Origin of the sequence: Natronobeatus ordinarius, assembly GCF_024362485.1 — an archaeon.
Taxonomy (GTDB): domain Archaea; phylum Halobacteriota; class Halobacteria; order Halobacteriales; family Natrialbaceae; genus Natronobeatus; species Natronobeatus ordinarius.
On record NZ_CP101456.1, the window covers coordinates 2,710,767 to 2,727,026 of the forward strand.

The window sequence follows — 16,260 nt, forward strand, 5'->3', positions numbered from 1 at the left end:
CTCGAGAGCCACGCCGCCACCGACCGATCGCGCAATCGGCGGTGGTCAACGCCGCTCTTTTATATTGTGCCGGCCGTTAGTATCGAGCAATGCGAACGCCCATGCACGACTCCGAGTTCTCGCGGACGGTCGACCAGCTGTCGAACGAGCCAAACCCCTACGAGCCCGAGATCGGCTCACTCCCCAAGAACGAGCTCTCACAGGCCGAACTCGACACCGTGAACAAGACCGGAACGACGACCATCGGCATCACCACGGCCGACGGCGTCGTCATCGCGACGGACATGCGCGCCAGCCTCGGCGGCCGGTTCGTCTCGAACAAGAACGTCCAGAAGGTCGAACAGATCCACCCCACCGCGGCGCTCACGATGGTCGGCAGCGTCGGCGGCGCCCAGTCGTTCATCTCGAGCCTGCGCGCCGAGGTCAACCTCTACGAGGCTCGCCGCGGCGAGGACATGAGTATGGAGGCGCTCTCGACGCTCGCGGGCAACTTCGCCCGCGGCGGCCCCTTCTTCGCCATCCATCCCATCCTCGGCGGTGTCGACGACGAGGGCAGCCACGTCTACAGCATCGACCCCGCCGGCGGCGTGATGGGAGACGACTACACCGTCACCGGCTCCGGGATGCAACTCGCCTACGGCCACTTAGAGCAGGCCTACGAAGACGACCTGTCCAACGAGGAGGCGATGACCATCGCCGCCCGCGGCATCAAGTCCGCCGCCGAGCGCGACACGGGTTCGGGCAACGGCGTCTTCCTCTGTGAGATCACCGGAGAGGGCGTCGACATCCACGGCCACAACGAGTTCGAGGAAGTCATCTAAGCTCCTCGAGCGTAACCACTACGTGAGCGGGCTGTGAAGCGCGACTATGCGCCCCATCAGACGGCTCCTCTCGGCGCTTGTCGGGAGCGCCATCGCCATCGCCGTGATGGTGGTCCTCGCGACGATCGTCTTCTCGATCATCATCGTCGTCGTCTCGACCAGTGCCCGACTGGCGGGCTACGACCCCAGTTCTGACTACGTGGTCCTCTCGTCGGCGCTGATCGTCGTCGCCGTGATCCTCACCGGTGGCCTGACGCCGGGACTCTCTCGACGCAGTAACGACGCGTACGAAACCGACGACGTCGACGACCGAATGTACGGCTGAGTGCACCCGGTGGGGACGAGACGGGACGCCGCGAGTCAGTTCCGGGCGAGCTGCCGCGCGGTTGCGCCGATCACGCAGGGCCACAATCCATCTCACCGACACACGCCATCCCGTCGAACCGACCGACGTCCCCGCCGCCAAGCCGTTCCATTCAAGCCCGTCGCGGTTCCTCTCGAGTCCATGAACGAGACGCGTCGATCGATCCTCGAGGCCATCGCCGACGGCCCCGTCCCCGGTCCCGAACTCGCCGAGTCCAACGGGGTCTCGCGGGCGGCCGTCTGGAAGCACGTCGAGGAACTCCGCGAAGCCGGCTTCGAGGTCGAGAGCGGGCCCAGGGGCTACGAACTCGTCGGCGTGGCCGAATACAACGGCCCGGCGATCGAGTACGGCCTCGAGGCTCCGTTCTCGATCGAGTACCACGAATCGATCGGGAGCACGAACGATCGCGCGCGCGAACTCGCGACCGACGGCGAGACGGACGTGGTCGTCCTCGCCGGCGAGCAGACCGGCGGCCGGGGTCGCCTCGAGCGTGAGTGGTCGTCCCCCGCGGGCGGCGTCTGGGCGAGCGTCGTCTACCGACCGGACGTCCCGCCGGCTCGCGCACCGCTGTTTACGTTCGCTGCGGCCGTCGCGACGGCGAACGCAGCACGCGAAGCCGGCGTCGACGCACGGATCAAGTGGCCAAACGACGTCGTCGTGCCCGTCGACGACGAAGGCGGCTACGAGAAGCTCGCGGGCATCCTGACCGAGATGGAAGCCGAGACCGATCGCGTGGAGTGGCTCGTCGTCGGCATCGGCGTCAACGCCGACATCGACGCCGAGACGCTCCCGGCGGGAGCGACGAGCATCCGCGAGCAGGCCGGTGCGTTCGACCGTCGGGTGTTCGTCCAGCGACTGCTCGAGCAGTTCCACGCCCAGCGCGACCTCGAGGGCGTGATCGACGACTGGCGCGACCTCGCGCTCACGCTCGGCCAGCGCGTCCGCCTCGAGTTACCCGAGGACGTCCTCGAAGGCGACGCCGTCGACGTCACGGCGACCGGCGCGCTCGTCGTCGAGACGGCCGACGGCCTCGAGGAAATTTCCGCCGGCGACTGCGAGCACCTCAGGCCAACCGAGAGTGGTCGGTGAGATCCAAACAGGTATGACGATCGTGACCGTCGGCTGAGACATGCCACGACTCGAGCCACCGTGTCTGCGATCGAAACACGCCTCCCGCGGTGCGGCCCGCGGGGCGAAACTGGGCGGCCGGATCGGCGGTCTCGGCGGCCCGGCGACGGGTGCGGTTGGGGCTGGCGTCGGCGCCGCGACGGGCTACCTCGCCGGGACGGCTCGCGACTCGATCGGCGGGGCGCTGAAACCCTGGTGACGTGCGCTCGCGACGGACGTGGTAGCGCCGTTCAAGAAGTCATAAATCCCTCCTCCGGTTCCGTTCGGACATGGACGCCTACGAGTTGCTCACGCGGAACGCAGAAGAGGTGGTCACGGAGGAGGAGGTGCGCGAACTCGCCGCCGATCCCGAAGGAAAGCGAGTCTACGTCGGCTACGAACCCTCCGGCGTCCTCCACATCGGCCACCTGCTCACCGCGAACAAGCTCATCGACTGCCAGGAGGCAGGCATGGACGTGGTCATCTTACTCGCCGACGTCCACGCCTACCTCAACGGGAAAGGTACTTTCGAGGAGATTCGCGAGACGGCCGAACGGATGCGCGCACAGTTTCTCGCCTACGGCCTCGACGAGGAGCGCACGGAGTTCGTCTACGGCTCTACGTACCAGCTCGAGGAGGAGTACGCCCTCGACTTACACGAGCTCGAGCTCTCGACGACGCTCAACCGCGCCCAGCGGGCGATGGCCGAACTCCAGGGCGGCGAGACGGCGAAGGTCAGCCACGTCGTCTACCCGCTGATGCAGGCGCTCGACATCGAGTACCTCGACCTCGACCTGGCCGTCGGCGGGATGGACCAGCGAAAGGTCCACATGCTCCACCGCGAGGAGCTTCCCGGCCTGGGCTACGAGGCCCGCCCCTGCCTGCACACGCCGATCGTCGCCGACCTCACGACCGGGGAGGGGAAGATGTCCTCGAGCGCGGGCGTCACCATCTCGATGGAAGACTCCACCGAGGAGATCGAAGAGAAGGTCAACTCGGCCTTCTGTCCGCCGACGCGCGACCCAGAAGGCGACCTCGAGAACCCCGTCCTCGAGCTGTTCGAGTACCACGTCTTCCCGCGCTTTTCGGAGGTGCTCGTCGAGCGACCCGAGAAGTACGGCGGCGACCTCACCTACGAGGAGTACGAGGCCCTCGCAACGGACCTCGAGTCGGGCGAACTTCACCCCGCCGACGCGAAGAGTACGCTCGCGGCGTACCTCGACGAGCTGATCGCACCCGGCCGCGACATCCTTCGCGAACTCCGCGAGGAGTCATCGACCCACGACTGAACAGTCGATTCCGATCTCTCGACTGTCGGTCCAGAGCCCCTTTCGACGATCGTCTGTACGGCGTGACGATCACCGGCACCCAGTTACGACCGCCGGCACGAGAGGCAGTCGGCGGACTCGCTCAGGGTTCGACGTCGAAAGGAAACAGGGGAATGGTGGCTATTGACGTGGCCCCTGGGTCACTGCAGTGTGGCCAGTTACAGTGATTCGGCGGGCAACGGTGATCGGTTCTGTGGACCACACCGACAGACAGTTCGGGTCTTCTCCCGCCACGTCATGGATAATCAGGCCATTTAGAAAAGCGTATTGGCCGTCTTGACGCTCGAATTCACCGACTGCGACGGGACTCGAGCGGTCCTGGCTCTCGGTATCGACGTCGTTCGTCCGAGCCGGAAAGAACAGGGTGGCTGCTCCACCGTCGTACGTACCGACGATCCCCGCGTCGTCGCGATCACACTCGGGGGCGACCGTGTCGGTTACCAGTGTATTGGGTTCGACTCCTCGACGTCCAGCAACGCGATCCCTGCTATCGCTGTGAGTGCAACCACGATCACGACTGGCACCGATTCACCCCGAGCTTGAACCGTACTGCGACGCAGTCGGGCGGGGCTGACGGTTACTGATCGGTGTACTGATCGACGACGACCGACATCGCGAAGAATCCGATGGCGACCACGAGCGCGACGACCATCGTCGTCGTTCCACGAAACAGGTACTGAAACGCCAGCACTGCACCGAAGACGACGACCGACTGTACGAGATACTGCATCCAGGGAACGTCCGAACGATTCATATCGTCGAGCCGACCCAGTCGCTCCACCGTAGTGAATCGCTCGGCTTTCCGCCGCGCTACAGGCGGTTCGGTGCTGGCGTTCGTCCTCGAGTCACCAGCGCTCACCCCCCGTTACGCTTCGTCGGCCGCCCGCTCGCCGGGGATGCCGATCTCGTCGACGAACTCGGTGCCCGAAAGCGCACATCGGTACGCCGGTTTGTACATCATGTTCTCGCCACCCTCGCGAACCTCCCACGCCGTCGCGATTTCCTCTCTCAGGTAGTACTGAGCCCGCTCATTGCCCTCCTTCACGTAGTAGTCGCTGAGCCGAATCGGGTCGCGGTCGAACAGCCCGCCGGGCTCGCAGCCGTCGACGATGACCACCGTCTTTCCCTCGAGGTAGAGCTCACTGTCTCGAGCGCGCTTCGCGTGGGCGTTCTCGGCGTGGCGCTCGAGCAACCGTTCGCGCTCGGACGCGGGCGTCTCCGGTCCGATCACTGCCACCTCGTTCACCGTGAAGTAGCCGATCAGGTACCGGTGGGCTCGCTCGCCGCGCGGGCGGCGCAGTCCCGCGTAGAAGCCGACCACGTCGCCCGGCTCGAGCGCCCGGAGGCGGGAGACGTAGCCGCTCGTGCGGTGTTCACCGTAGGTCAGCGCCTCGAAGTTCGGGTCGTGGTGGAGTGGCCAGGACTCGAGGTCCGCTCCGGCGACGACCGTCTTCCCGTCCCGAACGGGCTGGGGAGTGATCCGTGTCGTCAGGTCCGCCGGGACGGCGTCGCTGTATCGGAGTCGCCACGAGCCGAGCGTCTCGGTTTCCCGGGTCTCGTCCGTCTTTTCCGGGATTGGAACGTACTCGAACGTCCCGTTGTCGTACAGCGGTGCGAGTGCGCCGAGGTTGGTGCTGTCGGCGCCGATGCCAGCGAGGACGACCGTCATTGGGGAGTACTCGAGAGGCCGTCGACATATAGTACTCGGTGAAACGATTTACACCCGGTCACGACCGTTGGCGGTCAGCCTCGACAACGAGGCCGAGGCTGCCCGCTCGGCTGTGACCGGGTGTGTAATGACGTTCAACGGTTACTAGAACGTCGTCCGTTCGGCGGCGGGCGATCCCACGACGAACCGATCGCCTGGATCGAGTACCACGGTTCCGTGATGGATGATAGTTTTATGTGAAAAAGTGGCATGTAACAATGTGTCGTGTCCCCATGGCGAGCGAGGACGACCTCACCAAAGTGGCCGCAACGTGTGACAACTGCGGAACCATCGTCGCCGCCCGCGTCTGGCCGGATGGCACGATTAGACCGATCGGACGCGGTGATAGATGTTCGTGTAACGATGCGTCACTTCGGATCCTCGAGTAAGAGGACGCGTGATCGACAAGAAAACGCGGCGTCAGGTGCAAGGCATACTCTTTTGGGCCGGTACGAACACCGTTAGCCATGGTCTCACGCCCCCCGGTACAGTGTCCGCTCTGTCACAGCGTCGTGAGCCCCAAGCGATGCCTCGAGGATCACCTCGTAGAGAAGCACACGGGGCGTGAACTCGCCAAATCGATCGTCGCCGAGTACGAGGTGATCGTCGGCGGCGATCCCTCCTGACTCGAGCAATCGGGCACTCGGCAGAACTCCTCTCGAAGCGCCGTGTGGAGCGCCGATTCTGGGTGGGAGAGGGAACTCGTCCTCGAGTCGGCGGCTTGGGTGACTTTCAGCCGACAGTAACCCCCCAACTGCCGTAGACGGGACTCTCAGGTGGGTGAGATGTTCGCTGTTGAATACTTGGGAAACGAAAAGTGGGACCGCCGAGAGTCGAACTCGAGTCCTACGGACCCCATCCGCAGAGGATACCACTACCCCACGGTCCCGCAATTTGAACCACGAGTGTGTTCGGTTTAAGGGTGTCGTTTCGGTCACGGTCTGCGGTGGGTTACCGACCGGCGGGTTCGGTGTCGATCCAATTTCGGTTACCGACGTCTCCGGAGCGAGAGCGTTGACGTCGACACTAACGTGAATCCTCGAGGGGCGGAGGGACGACGACGGCGTCCCACAGGGAGCCGTTGGAGAAGGCTATGGAAGCAGTCGGCCTGCGAGTCACCGTCACTCGACGGTGACTGTTTCTGACGCGACGATTGAGCCGTCCATCAAGCCGACAGTGACCTGTTCGCCGCTCTCGAGCGGTCGCTCGGTTTCGAACGTCCGAACCTCGTCGACGGGCATATCGTCCGGCCTCATGTGTCTATCCCCCGATAGCGAGATACGGTCGCGCCAGTCGATCTCCGTGCCCGTATCCAGCATCGGCGCGACCGAGCCGTCCGAGAACTTTCCGTCCAGCAGGTAGTCCTCCGGGACGGTAATCTGGATCGTGATGGACGTATCACCGTCGCGTGGGTTCGACGCGAAGGAGACGTCGAGGTCGGGCGCGTCACGGACCTCGATCGGCTCGAAGGCCGCGTCGGGGTCGAGGTGCTGGCGGTGGAACTCGTAGATGTCCCGTTTCACTGCGTTAGGGACCGTGTGACCGACGTCCTGATAGACGTGTATCTGGGCGTTCGCCCCGGCGTCGTCGTAGACGGATTCGCAGTACGGCATCCGATCGTCTTGCATGTCCTCGCCGTAGACGTCGAGCGCGATCGATCGCAGGGTGTCGTTCCACGCGTCGTCGTACGGAATTGTGTCGTTCTCGTCTGCGCTGCCCATGTAGATGAACTGCGGAACCGACGACCAGGTCGCCTCGTCGAACTCGTCGCCGGTCAGGTCTCCCACGTCTGCAACCCCGATCGGATACGGGAGGTCGTGGCCGCCGTCGCGTTCGAGCGGGAGGATCAGTGTGCCGTTGACCCCGCCAGCTGTGACGGCCCGGACCCGCTCAGGGTGGAGCGCCGCGAATCGGTTGACGAAGTTGCCCGAGGCAGAGAATCCGTTCAGGTGGAACTCCGGCGTGGCGTCGTACCCGATCGACGCTTCCAATGACGCCCGGTAGTGATCGACCATCGCGAGCAACTGAAGGTCCACCCGTTCGAGCGGTCCGTCGTCGATTTGCATCGTTTCCGCGTCGAGTGCGTGAACGTAGTGTCGCCAGCTCACCGGATCGCGCCGAGGACGGGGAAAGATGGGGACCAGATACGGGACGCCGAGTCGTTCTGGAACCTCTCGGCGCCAGGAGTCCGAATCGATTCGGTCCTCGGCTCGAGATCGGTGGACGTCGAAATCGTCAGAAGGTATGCCGGTGTTGTTCGGTTCGACGTACACTGGCCCGCTTGACTCGAGCTCGTCCGGTACGTACGCGAAATAGGGGTAATTGAAGCCGAGATCCGGCTCCGCCTCGACGAACTGGACCTCGCCGCGCGTCAGGTTCACGAGGTCGAGCAACACCGAAGCGGAAGCGGACTCGATCACGCCGCCATCATCGCCGTCGACGAGCCGAACCGTCACCGTCTGTGGCTGTTCGAGCGGTTCGGTGTACTCGATGCCGTAGTCGGCTAACTCCCCGCCGGCGTCGAGCCAGATAGTCGCCGCCAGGGAATTTCCCTCCTCGTCGACGATTTCCAGGTGCGCGTCAACCGCCGTCTCGACGGCGTCGAGTCGCAACCGGTCGTGGGCTATCTGATCGGAGACCGAGATCGTCGCCTTCGCCGAATCCGACCGGTTATCGGTGCTGTTCTCATCGCTGGTCTCGTCGCTCTCTAGGAACGCACACCCCGCAATCAGTGCGCCGATCCCGGCGGAGGCCGTGGCGAGCATCGTCCGTCTACGCTGTCGGTTCGGCTCATCGTTCCGTGTCATCTGATTGGTTAAGAAATCGAACCGTTCCCTATTTGTAAGTATCTGTCACACGGTCGAAAGAAGAGGCGAGCACTCTCAATGCGTGAGTCGAGCGCCCAGTGATACACTCGTCTGCACTCAGCAGGCGTCCCCTCGCCAGTTTCGTTGTCGAAATCCCCGACGTGTCGTGATCTCACGAGGATGGCGCAGTCGTTCGTTCACTGGACCCAGACGCCCCTCGTTCCAGCGGCTGTTGCACGCACGCCTCCACGGCGCCAGCGAAATCCCCAGCCACCACTGGCGACACCGTTGCACTCACGGACGTGCTGATCTTTCGTGCCGGATGTGAGAGACGGGTCTCGAGTACAGGTAACGGGCTAGCGACGTCACAACCATAGAACTGTTCAATACGCTCATACGGATCGTTGTCCCGTGTTACCGGCAATCGCTTCCCCGTTCGAGCGATCACTGGGACCGAATCACAACAGACCGTATCAGTCGCTAATGAACTTGTTGTCGCGCCAGTTGACCCCGCCTTTCGAGCCCGTTCGCTCTCGTGGGCCTTCGACGACTTCGACGTCGGCTGGCCGGGGTTCGCCGTCGACGATTCTGGTGGCCTCGAGTTGGCCGTCTCGTTCGGAGATTGCCGTCAGCGTCCCCTTCTCGGCCTCTTCGGCGATCTCACACAGGACGAGGAACATCTCGTACTGGAGCAAGGAGTTCTGGAGGACGGTCTCGCGGTCGCCTTTGAACGCGGCGAACTCGACGAGTTCGGACTCGGGCTCTTCTTCCTCCTCGTCCCAGCGGAACGAGCTACGACGTTCGTCGGGGTCTTCCTCGTAGACCCGGTTTTCGGTGACGCTGGCTTTCAGCTGTGCCGTCGGCGTGTACTTGCTGATGCTCTCGTCCTCGGCGACGGCCTTGAGGATGAGCGTGTTGTTCCGGCGGGTGATCTCGACGTCGGCGACGCCGTCGGGATAGGTCGCTTCCTCGATGTGATCGCGAAGCTCCTCGAGTGGAAGTTCGAGCGTCGAGTGGAGTCGATATACGTGTCTGGAACTGGAATCCTCTGTTGACATGGTGGGAAGGTGTACGACGAGGTCTTCTCTACCCCCTAGTACGAGGGCGTGACTTATATGGCCTGCTGTTGCGTTCTTACTCGGTTCGGAAGTATGAATCCCTCGTTTGGCCCGTGGTCGTCACTCGACCGACAGCGTCGCCTCGAGTTCGCCTCGCTCCTCGAGTTCGGCGAGAATGTCAGAGCCGCCGACGAACTCGCCGTCGACGAACGTCTGGGGGATCGTCTCCCAGCCGCTGTGGCGCTCGAGTGCGACCCGGTACTCGTCGAGCGACTCGAGGACGTCGACGGTTTCGACGTCGTCGCGGTACTGCCCGATGAGCCCGAGCGCGCGCCGGGAGTAGCCACACTGGGGCATGAGCGCGGTTCCTTTCATGAACAGGACGACGTCGTGCTCCTCGAGGGTCTCGTCGACGAACTCGTTGACCTCTTCCTGGTCGTAACCGGTGTTCGGCGGGAAGTCCATGTGAAGGAGTTAGAAACGCGTCCGGATAGTCCTTGCGTCACCGGGCCCCACGACGGGTTCCGATCCGGTCGGTCGACGGCGAGGGGATCGGTGGCGACGCAAAACCGGGATGGGTCGGCTCAGTAGGTCGCGTCTTTGATATCGGGGTCGAGGTCCCCGAACGCCTCGAGGTACTCGAGTCGCTCTTCGCGCAGCGACGCGGCGGCGTCCTCGTAGTCGTCGACGTGGTCGGGAACGTAATACTCCTCGATGTCCAGTCCCGGGACGGTTTCGGGAATTGTCAGTCCGGTCCGTTCGTCGTCGGTCCACTCGACGGTGTCACGGGCGAGCTCGGTGAGAATCGTCACCGACTCGGTGACGCCGACGTCTTTCGATTCGTCGCCGAGGTAGCCGGTGTTGATGACGAAACAGTCGACGTCGAGGTCGGCGATGAGGTCGCGGAAATGGTTCCCTTCCTCGCCCTCGGAGCCGACGATGAAGGGGTTCGTGCCGACGACGCGGATCGACTCGCCGGCGCGGGAGGGGTCGCCCGCGCTGGTCTCGATCGATTCACCGAGCATGAACGCGACGGCGGCTTCCTCCTCGTCGAGTTTCGCGACCGGCGGCATCAGTGGATTGCGAGTGATGAAGTAGACCTGATCGACGCGGTCTAAGTCGATCTCCTCGTCGGCGCTCGCCAGCTCCGAGCGCTGGACGATCGCCCGGGAGTTCTTCCCGTAGCGGGGTTCGTCGAAGTCGACCGTGCCGTCGTCGTCCACGGCGACGTTCTCGAGCACCGCGGATTCGTGGGTTGCGGCGTGGTAGAGACCGGGCTGTTCGTCCTCGTCGAGGCCGATGGTCTTGATGTACAGTCCGCGGCCCTCGCTGCCGGCGACGGAGCCGTCGGGCAACAGCGCACAGACGTCGTCCTGGAGCATGACCGCTTCCTCGGGCTCGTCCAGCCAGAGCCCGTGGGAGGTGAGCGTCGACTTGCCGGTCGCCGAGAGGCCGAGGAAGACCTGTCCGACGTCGCGCAGGTCGCCGTCGGCGTCACGGACGCGAACGCGCTTGCTGCCGGCGTGGAGCCCCAGTCCGCCGAGTGCTTTCGTCCGATACATGAACAGCCGGAGGAAGGACTTCTTCGCCTCGCCGGTGTAGTCGCTTCCCAGCGCTGCCGTGAAGCCCTCGTCGGGCTCGACGCGGATCGCTACCTCGTCGTAGTCGGGAATCTGGACGGTGTAGAAGTCGGGTTCGCGACCGTCAGTCGGCTCGAACAGGTTCGCCCAGGCGAGCGCGATCCGTGAGAACTCCTTCGGGACGAACAGCCGGCAGCAGAAGGTCGCGTCGGGATGGCGGCCCATGAGCCGATCGATGCAGACCATCTCACGCTCGCCGGTGAGTTCGATGGCGTCGCCGAGCAGGTCGTAGTCTTCGCCGGTGAACTCGTCGTCGATCGCGTTCTTCGTCCGATCGGAGCTGCGCGAGCGGAACTCGCTGACGTACGACGGGGATCCGTACTCGGTCGTCGTCTCGTCGTGAGCCGCGAACTCGCGAAGCTCCTCGAGTGTCGGATTGTAGACGACATTGCTCGCACGTTTCGGATCAGGAAGCCGTGTTCCCAGCGGACGGGGCTCCGTCCCGGTTTCGGACATATACATGAACCACCACCTCCCTGATGCATAAACCTGGAGGTTCTACTTCTCGTGTGCTATCTCGTAGCGATCGTCTACCTGCAGTATGGCAATTTGTAACATCCACGGTGGTAGGTGTAAGGATTTCATACGCACCTCAATGCTGTCAGCACTTCAGAATATTCTGGAGCCGATCACGCAGGGGCGGCCATCGTCGTACGGTCGCTGAGCAGTCACACCGAGTGCGACGAATCCGGGTGTCGATCGAGAGGGATACGCCTTTCAGCACCGCCATCCCATCGACGACTCGATGACGACCCTCGAGCGCATCCTCGTCTACCCGATCAAGTCCCTCGACGCGGCATCGATCCCGTCGGTCGCGGTCGTCGACAACGGCGGCCTCGAGTGGGATCGACGGTACGCGATCGTCGACGAGCGAGGAAGTTTCGTGAACGGCAAACGCGAGCCCCAGATCTACCGGCTCCGATCGGCGTTCGACCTCGAGCGCGAGACCGTCACCCTCTGGGAGCACGGGGGCGAGCACAGCGACGGCGGTGCCGGGGATGATCGACGAACGTTCCACCTCGAGGACGACCGAGCGCTCCTCGACGACTGGCTCTCGGCGTACTTCGGCCGCTCGGTCGAGCTCGTCCGAGACGACGAAGGCGGCTTTCCGGACGACACCGACGCGTCGGGCCCGACGGTGCTCTCGACGGCGACGCTCGAGGCTGTCGCCTCGTGGTTCGAGGGCGAAATCGATGTCGAGGGCGCCCGCCGACGGTTCCGGGCGAACCTCGAGATCGGTGGCGTCCCCGCCTTCTGGGAGGACCGGCTCTACGATCGGCCGGGCCGGGTGGTGCCGTTCGGGATCGGCGACGTCGAGTTCCACGGCGCCACCCCCTGTCAGCGCTGTGTCGTCCCGACCCGCGACCCGGACACCGGCGAGCCCACCGCGGGCTTTCAGGAGCGCTTTCTCGAGCGCCGGGAGGCGACGCTGCCGTCCTGGGCGAATCGGGCACAGTTCGATCACTACTTTCGGCTGACGGTCAACACGAAGGTGCCGGAACCGTCGTGGGGCGAGCGCCTCGCTGTGGGTGACGACCTCGAGGTCGGCGAGCCGATCACCGACCCGACCGACGGGGTCGACTGAAGTCGGGAGCCGATCTCGAGGTCGCGAGAGCAGGTGTGTGACGACGACCGTCACCCACACGCTCCACCCGACACGTGTGTAACCGGTCAGTGCCAGTGAAGCCGTGCTGGCGGTTGTTCAGGGCTCGTACGGTCGAACGTCGTCGGTCGCGGGTGCGCCGAGTGCGAGGACCTCGACGGGAGCATCCGCCCGTTCTGGGTTGTACGCCCGGTGTGGACTTTCGGGTTCGACGACGAACAGCGATCCCTCGTCGACGACGTATTCCTCGTCTGGAGTTTCGACGTGCAAGACGCCGCTGACGACGTAGAACGCCTCTTCCTGCCGTTCGTGATAGTGATAGCGTAGCGGGATCTGTTCGCCCGGTGCCGCGACCACGTGGCTAATTCCGAGCGTCTCCATCCCGATGGCACGTCCGATCGATCGAAAGTCGCGGCCGGACGTGTCGAACGGCTCGACGTCGGCCGGATCGACGAGGTGATATCCCATAACACGACGTATCGCTCCACTCACGTAAAATGACAGGTCATTCGAGCGACGTGTCGCTATCGACTCAAACGCCCCAGATCGCGACGATGCCGAGGGTCGTCACGACCGTCAGAATAAGTTGCAACGGCGCTCCCACGCGCGCGAAGTCGGTGAACTCGTAGCCGCCGGGGCCGTACACCATGAGGTTCGTCTGGTAGCCCACCGGCGAGAGCAGCGGCGTGCTCGCGGCGAAGACGACCGCGAGGAGAAACGCGTACGGCTCCGCGCCGAGTCTGACCGCCGCGTCGAACGCTACCGGGATCATCAACACCACACTCGCGTTGTTGCTCAGCAGTTCGGTGAGGACCGCCGTGAACAGGTAAAACAGCGCGAGCACGACGATCACGTGGAAACCGCCGGCTCCCGAGACGGCCACACCGGCGAGAAGGGCCGCCGCCCCGGTTCGCTCCATCGCCAGTCCGAGTGGAATCAGGCCCGCGAGCAGGAAGATGACGCTCCAGTCGACCGCGCCGTACACCTCGCCGGGCTCGAGCACGCCCGTCGCGACCATCAGGACCGCCCCCGCGATCGAGGTGAGCAGGATCGGGTAGCGCTCGAGCCCGGCGATCAGGACGACGCCGGCGACGATGGCGAGCGCAAGTGGGAGCTTCGACCGGCGGTAGACGGGTCGAGTGTAATCGCCGGCGACGATCACGTCCCGGTTGCGCTCGAGTCGCTCGAGGGACTCCTCGCTCGCCTGGACGAGTAGCGTGTCACCCCCGCGGAGGATCCGCTGGTCCATCCGCGTGTGGACGATCTCAGGGCCGCGGCGCATCGCCAGCACGGTCGCGTCGTAGCGCTCGCGGAAGTTCGTGCTCGCGAGCGTCCGCCCGACCAGGTCGCCGTCGGGGGCGACGATCAGTTCGGCGAGGATCTGCGGGGCTGCCCGCTCGGCCCCGTTCGCGTCCGTCTCGAGAACGGCGTCGTCAACCTCGAGCCGGGGGAGCAACTCGAGTCCCGCCACGTCGGCGACGTCGATGACGGCCTGCCGACCCGTGCGGACGACGAGGACGTCGCCCGCCGCGAGTTCTTTCTCCTCGATTGCGGTTCCGAAGACGTCAGGGCCGCGCACGAGCGTTACCGCCTCGAGATCGACCTCGAGGTCGGCGAGGGCCTCGCGGACGGTCAGGCCGACGAGCGGGGAGCCCTCGGGGACGACGACCTCGGTGAGGTAGGCGGTCAGCTCGAACTCGTCGGTGAGTTCCTCGCTGGGTTCGATCCGATCGGGGAGCAGTCGCGGCGCGAACAGCAGCAGGTAGAGCGAGCCGACGACGAGGACGAGCGCGCCGAGGGCGGTGAATTCGAACATCGTGAACGGCCGACCGAGGTACGCCTCCTGGGCCACGATGCCGCTCGCTAGCAGGTTCGTCGAGGTGCCGATGAGCGTCAGCATGCCGCCGAGCATCGAGGCGTAGGAGATGGGGATCAGGAGCCGCGAGGGAGACGTATTGGTCCGCGCGGCGAGTTCGTTCGCGACCGGGATCATCAGCGCCACCACGGGGGTGTTGTTGACGAACCCCGCCGAGAGTCCGGAGACGCCGATCACCGACCCGAGCTGGCGGCGCTCGTCGGTCCCGGCGAATTCGACGAGCTTCTGACCGAGTAGCTGGACCGCTCCCGTTCGTCTGACTCCTTCACTCAGGATGAACATCATCAACACGGTGATCGTTGCCGGGTTCGCGAAGCCGGCGATCCCCTCGTCGGCCGAGATGGTGGTCCAGGGCTCGAGGACGACCAGCGCGACGATGACCCCGAGGGCGGTGACGTCGAGAGGCACCGGCTGGACGACGAAGAGGGCGACGGCGATCGCGATGATCGCGAAGACGACGAGCATCTCCGCCGTCAGCGGCGGAATCTCCGCTTCGGCCGTCGCTGCTGGAATCGCAGGGAGCGTGACGAGCGACGCGATGGAGTGGGGCGCAGCGTGCATCTCGTGTGCTCGAGTCGAGATCGACCGGATCCGGAGCCGCCCGCTGGCGTGGCCGGTCTGTCACCGACCGGTCGGCTCACGGGACCGACACGGTTGCAGACAGAACGCCGACGGGGGGACGGGAGCGGTCGACCGATTCGGCCCCCGGAATCTACGTGCGTCGAATCGACCCGCCATGGAACAGCAACCACCACGTGAACACGTAAGGATTCCCCACAGGAATCGAACAGTATCGCCCCGATCGACGCCGGTCGCGTCGGTCGTCGTCGCGCGCCGCGACCGAAAACCGAAGGCGTTACTCGAGTCGGCGCCGCGCTCTCGAGCATGAACGAATCGTTCGAGGTTATCCCGGCGGTCGACGTCCAGGACGGCGAGGTCGTCCAGCTGGTCCAGGGCGAGCGCGGCACCGAGAAACGGTACGGCGACCCGGTCGAGGCGGCCGAACGGTGGATCGACGCTGGCGCGGAGACGCTCCACCTGATCGACCTCGACGGCGCGTTCGAGGGCGAGCGCGCCAACGCCGAGGCCATCGACGCCGTGGTCGACGCGGTCGACGTTCCCACGCAGCTCGGCGGTGGGATTCGAACGGCCGACGACGCCACCGGCCTGCTCGAGCGAGGCGTCGACCGGGTCATCCTCGGCACCGCGGCCGTCGAGAACCCGGAACTCGTCGCGGAGATCAGCGAGGCGTATCCGGAGAGCGTCGTCGTGAGCCTCGACGCGAAAGACGGCGAGGTCGTCGTCGAAGGCTGGACCGAAGGAGCGGGAATCGCTCCCGCCGAGGCCGCCGATCGCTACGAGGGCCTCGGCGCTGCGGCGATCCTCTTTACGAACGTCGACGTCGAGGGTCGACTCGAGGGCGTTCGCACGGAACCGGTCGAAGAACTCGTCGCGGCGACCGACGTGCCGATTATCGCCAGCGGCGGGGTTGCGACGCTCGAGGACGTGCTCGCCCTGCGCGAGGCCGGCGCGGCGGCCGTCGTCGTCGGCAGCGCGCTCTACGAAGGGCAGTTCACGCTCGAGGAGGCGCGGGCCGCGCTCGAAGCCGGATCGGTCGACTGAACCGGCCGGAGCCGCTCACCGGCCGTAGATTAGCCGGTCGGCCGTTCGGTCGAGCCAGTTTTTCATTCGGCCAGCGTAGACAGCCGGTGCCGAGACGAGGCGCAGCTCTCGCTCGTCGACCTCGATGTACCCCCCTTCGAACGGATCGTGACGCGGCCGTTCGTCGTCCGGCTCCGTTCTGTCGTCGTTCACCGCGTCGACGACGGTGGTGAAGCTACACCGACCACAGGTTTCCTTGCCCCTCGAAGTTCCCATACTGGGTTGTGATACGTGGTTCGTCGTGATAAGTGCACCCACGGGATCGATGCCGGTGAACACGGAGGTC

General features: G+C 64.9%; 17 protein-coding genes and 1 tRNA gene. 8 read left to right on the forward strand and 10 right to left on the reverse strand.

Annotated features, from left to right (window positions below):
• Positions 1-89 precede the first annotated feature (89 nt).
• From psmB to NMQ09_RS13865, 5 genes are all read left to right on the forward strand, one after another.
• Positions 90-821, forward strand: a complete 732-nt coding sequence (gene psmB, locus NMQ09_RS13845) for an archaeal proteasome endopeptidase complex subunit beta (RefSeq protein WP_255191170.1) — start codon at positions 90-92, stop codon at positions 819-821.
• 46 nt (positions 822-867) lie between these two features.
• Positions 868-1,146, forward strand: coding sequence for a hypothetical protein (locus NMQ09_RS13850; RefSeq protein ID WP_255191171.1), 279 nt, complete (start codon positions 868-870; stop codon positions 1,144-1,146).
• 180 nt (positions 1,147-1,326) lie between these two features.
• Positions 1,327-2,274 (forward strand): biotin--[acetyl-CoA-carboxylase] ligase, encoded by a 948-nt coding sequence (locus NMQ09_RS13855; RefSeq protein WP_255191172.1) that lies wholly within the window; start codon positions 1,327-1,329, stop codon positions 2,272-2,274.
• Between the two features lie 40 nt (positions 2,275-2,314).
• Complete coding sequence (locus NMQ09_RS13860; protein WP_255191173.1) at positions 2,315-2,512, forward strand: hypothetical protein; 198 nt, start codon at positions 2,315-2,317, stop codon at positions 2,510-2,512.
• A 70-nt stretch (positions 2,513-2,582) separates the two neighbouring features.
• Positions 2,583-3,581: a tyrosine--tRNA ligase gene (locus tag NMQ09_RS13865; RefSeq protein ID WP_255191174.1), complete on the forward strand. Its 999-nt coding sequence runs from the start codon at positions 2,583-2,585 to the stop codon at positions 3,579-3,581.
• 616 nt (positions 3,582-4,197) lie between these two features.
• Here NMQ09_RS13865 and NMQ09_RS13870 read toward each other — a convergent pair.
• The gene (locus NMQ09_RS13870; protein ID WP_255191175.1) at positions 4,198-4,350 is read right to left on the reverse strand and encodes a hypothetical protein; all 153 of its coding nucleotides are present in this window, start codon (positions 4,348-4,350) and stop codon (positions 4,198-4,200) included.
• 135 nt (positions 4,351-4,485) lie between these two features.
• Positions 4,486-5,289, reverse strand: a complete 804-nt coding sequence (locus NMQ09_RS13875) for an Nmad3 family putative nucleotide modification protein (protein WP_255191176.1) — start codon at positions 5,287-5,289, stop codon at positions 4,486-4,488.
• A 506-nt stretch (positions 5,290-5,795) separates the two neighbouring features.
• On the opposite strand from NMQ09_RS13875, the gene NMQ09_RS13880 reads away from it, so the two are divergent.
• A complete protein-coding gene (locus NMQ09_RS13880; protein ID WP_255191177.1) occupies positions 5,796-5,954 on the forward strand; it encodes a hypothetical protein in 159 nt (52 codons plus the stop codon).
• 192 nt (positions 5,955-6,146) lie between these two features.
• Here the strand turns inward: NMQ09_RS13880 and NMQ09_RS13885 are convergent.
• The 5 genes from NMQ09_RS13885 to NMQ09_RS13905 all read right to left on the reverse strand — a co-directional run bounded on the left by NMQ09_RS13885 (position 6,147) and on the right by NMQ09_RS13905 (position 11,289).
• A tRNA-Pro gene (locus tag NMQ09_RS13885) sits at positions 6,147-6,217 on the reverse strand.
• A 232-nt stretch (positions 6,218-6,449) separates the two neighbouring features.
• Entirely contained in the window at positions 6,450-8,135 is a 1,686-nt protein-coding gene (locus NMQ09_RS13890) for a PKD domain-containing protein (protein WP_255191178.1), read from the reverse strand.
• Positions 8,136-8,608: 473 nt separating this feature from the next.
• A complete protein-coding gene (locus tag NMQ09_RS13895; protein WP_255191179.1) occupies positions 8,609-9,193 on the reverse strand; it encodes a DUF7110 family protein in 585 nt (194 codons plus the stop codon).
• Positions 9,194-9,313: 120 nt separating this feature from the next.
• Entirely contained in the window at positions 9,314-9,658 is a 345-nt protein-coding gene (locus tag NMQ09_RS13900; RefSeq protein ID WP_255191180.1) for a glutaredoxin family protein, read from the reverse strand.
• A 119-nt stretch (positions 9,659-9,777) separates the two neighbouring features.
• Positions 9,778-11,289 (reverse strand): phosphoenolpyruvate carboxykinase (ATP), encoded by a 1,512-nt coding sequence (locus NMQ09_RS13905; RefSeq protein WP_255191181.1) that lies wholly within the window; start codon positions 11,287-11,289, stop codon positions 9,778-9,780.
• Between the two features lie 289 nt (positions 11,290-11,578).
• Here NMQ09_RS13905 and NMQ09_RS13910 point away from each other — a divergent pair, with 289 nt between their 5' ends.
• Complete coding sequence (locus tag NMQ09_RS13910; protein ID WP_255191182.1) at positions 11,579-12,418, forward strand: MOSC domain-containing protein; 840 nt, start codon at positions 11,579-11,581, stop codon at positions 12,416-12,418.
• Positions 12,419-12,535: 117 nt separating this feature from the next.
• On the opposite strand, the gene NMQ09_RS13915 is transcribed toward NMQ09_RS13910, so the two are convergent.
• Both NMQ09_RS13915 and NMQ09_RS13920 read right to left on the reverse strand, forming a co-directional pair.
• Positions 12,536-12,904 carry a cupin domain-containing protein gene (locus NMQ09_RS13915; RefSeq protein WP_255191183.1) on the reverse strand — a complete coding sequence of 123 codons (369 nt, stop codon included), beginning with the start codon at positions 12,902-12,904 and terminating at the stop codon, positions 12,536-12,538.
• A 64-nt stretch (positions 12,905-12,968) separates the two neighbouring features.
• Positions 12,969-14,798, reverse strand: a complete 1,830-nt coding sequence (locus NMQ09_RS13920) for an SLC13 family permease (RefSeq protein ID WP_345781300.1) — start codon at positions 14,796-14,798, stop codon at positions 12,969-12,971.
• 399 nt (positions 14,799-15,197) lie between these two features.
• Here NMQ09_RS13920 and hisA point away from each other — a divergent pair, with 399 nt between their 5' ends.
• Positions 15,198-15,935, forward strand: coding sequence for a 1-(5-phosphoribosyl)-5-[(5-phosphoribosylamino)methylideneamino]imidazole-4-carboxamide isomerase (gene hisA / locus NMQ09_RS13925; protein WP_255191184.1), 738 nt, complete (start codon positions 15,198-15,200; stop codon positions 15,933-15,935).
• Positions 15,936-15,950: 15 nt separating this feature from the next.
• Here the strand turns inward: hisA and NMQ09_RS13930 are convergent, their stop codons facing one another.
• The gene (locus tag NMQ09_RS13930) at positions 15,951-16,190 is read right to left on the reverse strand and encodes a DUF8007 family protein (RefSeq protein ID WP_255191185.1); all 240 of its coding nucleotides are present in this window, start codon (positions 16,188-16,190) and stop codon (positions 15,951-15,953) included.
• Positions 16,191-16,260: the final 70 nt, after the last annotated feature.

What these genes read in the sequence shown, in the direction of transcription:
- psmB (WP_255191170.1), top strand. Translation starts at nt 90, where the DNA reads ATGCGAACGCCCATGCACGACTCCGAGTTCTCGCGGACGGTCGACCAG.
- NMQ09_RS13850 (WP_255191171.1), top strand. Translation starts at nt 868, where the DNA reads ATGCGCCCCATCAGACGGCTCCTCTCGGCGCTTGTCGGGAGCGCCATC.
- NMQ09_RS13855 (WP_255191172.1), top strand. Translation starts at nt 1,327, where the DNA reads ATGAACGAGACGCGTCGATCGATCCTCGAGGCCATCGCCGACGGCCCC.
- NMQ09_RS13860 (WP_255191173.1), top strand. Translation starts at nt 2,315, where the DNA reads ATGCCACGACTCGAGCCACCGTGTCTGCGATCGAAACACGCCTCCCGC.
- NMQ09_RS13865 (WP_255191174.1), top strand. Translation starts at nt 2,583, where the DNA reads ATGGACGCCTACGAGTTGCTCACGCGGAACGCAGAAGAGGTGGTCACG.
- NMQ09_RS13870 (WP_255191175.1), bottom strand. Translation starts at nt 4,350, where the DNA reads ATGCAGTATCTCGTACAGTCGGTCGTCGTCTTCGGTGCAGTGCTGGCG.
- NMQ09_RS13875 (WP_255191176.1), bottom strand. Translation starts at nt 5,289, where the DNA reads ATGACGGTCGTCCTCGCTGGCATCGGCGCCGACAGCACCAACCTCGGC.
- NMQ09_RS13880 (WP_255191177.1), top strand. Translation starts at nt 5,796, where the DNA reads ATGGTCTCACGCCCCCCGGTACAGTGTCCGCTCTGTCACAGCGTCGTG.
- NMQ09_RS13890 (WP_255191178.1), bottom strand. Translation starts at nt 8,135, where the DNA reads ATGACACGGAACGATGAGCCGAACCGACAGCGTAGACGGACGATGCTC.
- NMQ09_RS13895 (WP_255191179.1), bottom strand. Translation starts at nt 9,193, where the DNA reads ATGTCAACAGAGGATTCCAGTTCCAGACACGTATATCGACTCCACTCG.
- NMQ09_RS13900 (WP_255191180.1), bottom strand. Translation starts at nt 9,658, where the DNA reads ATGGACTTCCCGCCGAACACCGGTTACGACCAGGAAGAGGTCAACGAG.
- NMQ09_RS13905 (WP_255191181.1), bottom strand. Translation starts at nt 11,289, where the DNA reads ATGTCCGAAACCGGGACGGAGCCCCGTCCGCTGGGAACACGGCTTCCT.
- NMQ09_RS13910 (WP_255191182.1), top strand. Translation starts at nt 11,579, where the DNA reads ATGACGACCCTCGAGCGCATCCTCGTCTACCCGATCAAGTCCCTCGAC.
- NMQ09_RS13915 (WP_255191183.1), bottom strand. Translation starts at nt 12,904, where the DNA reads ATGGGATATCACCTCGTCGATCCGGCCGACGTCGAGCCGTTCGACACG.
- hisA (WP_255191184.1), top strand. Translation starts at nt 15,198, where the DNA reads ATGAACGAATCGTTCGAGGTTATCCCGGCGGTCGACGTCCAGGACGGC.
- NMQ09_RS13930 (WP_255191185.1), bottom strand. Translation starts at nt 16,190, where the DNA reads ATGGGAACTTCGAGGGGCAAGGAAACCTGTGGTCGGTGTAGCTTCACC.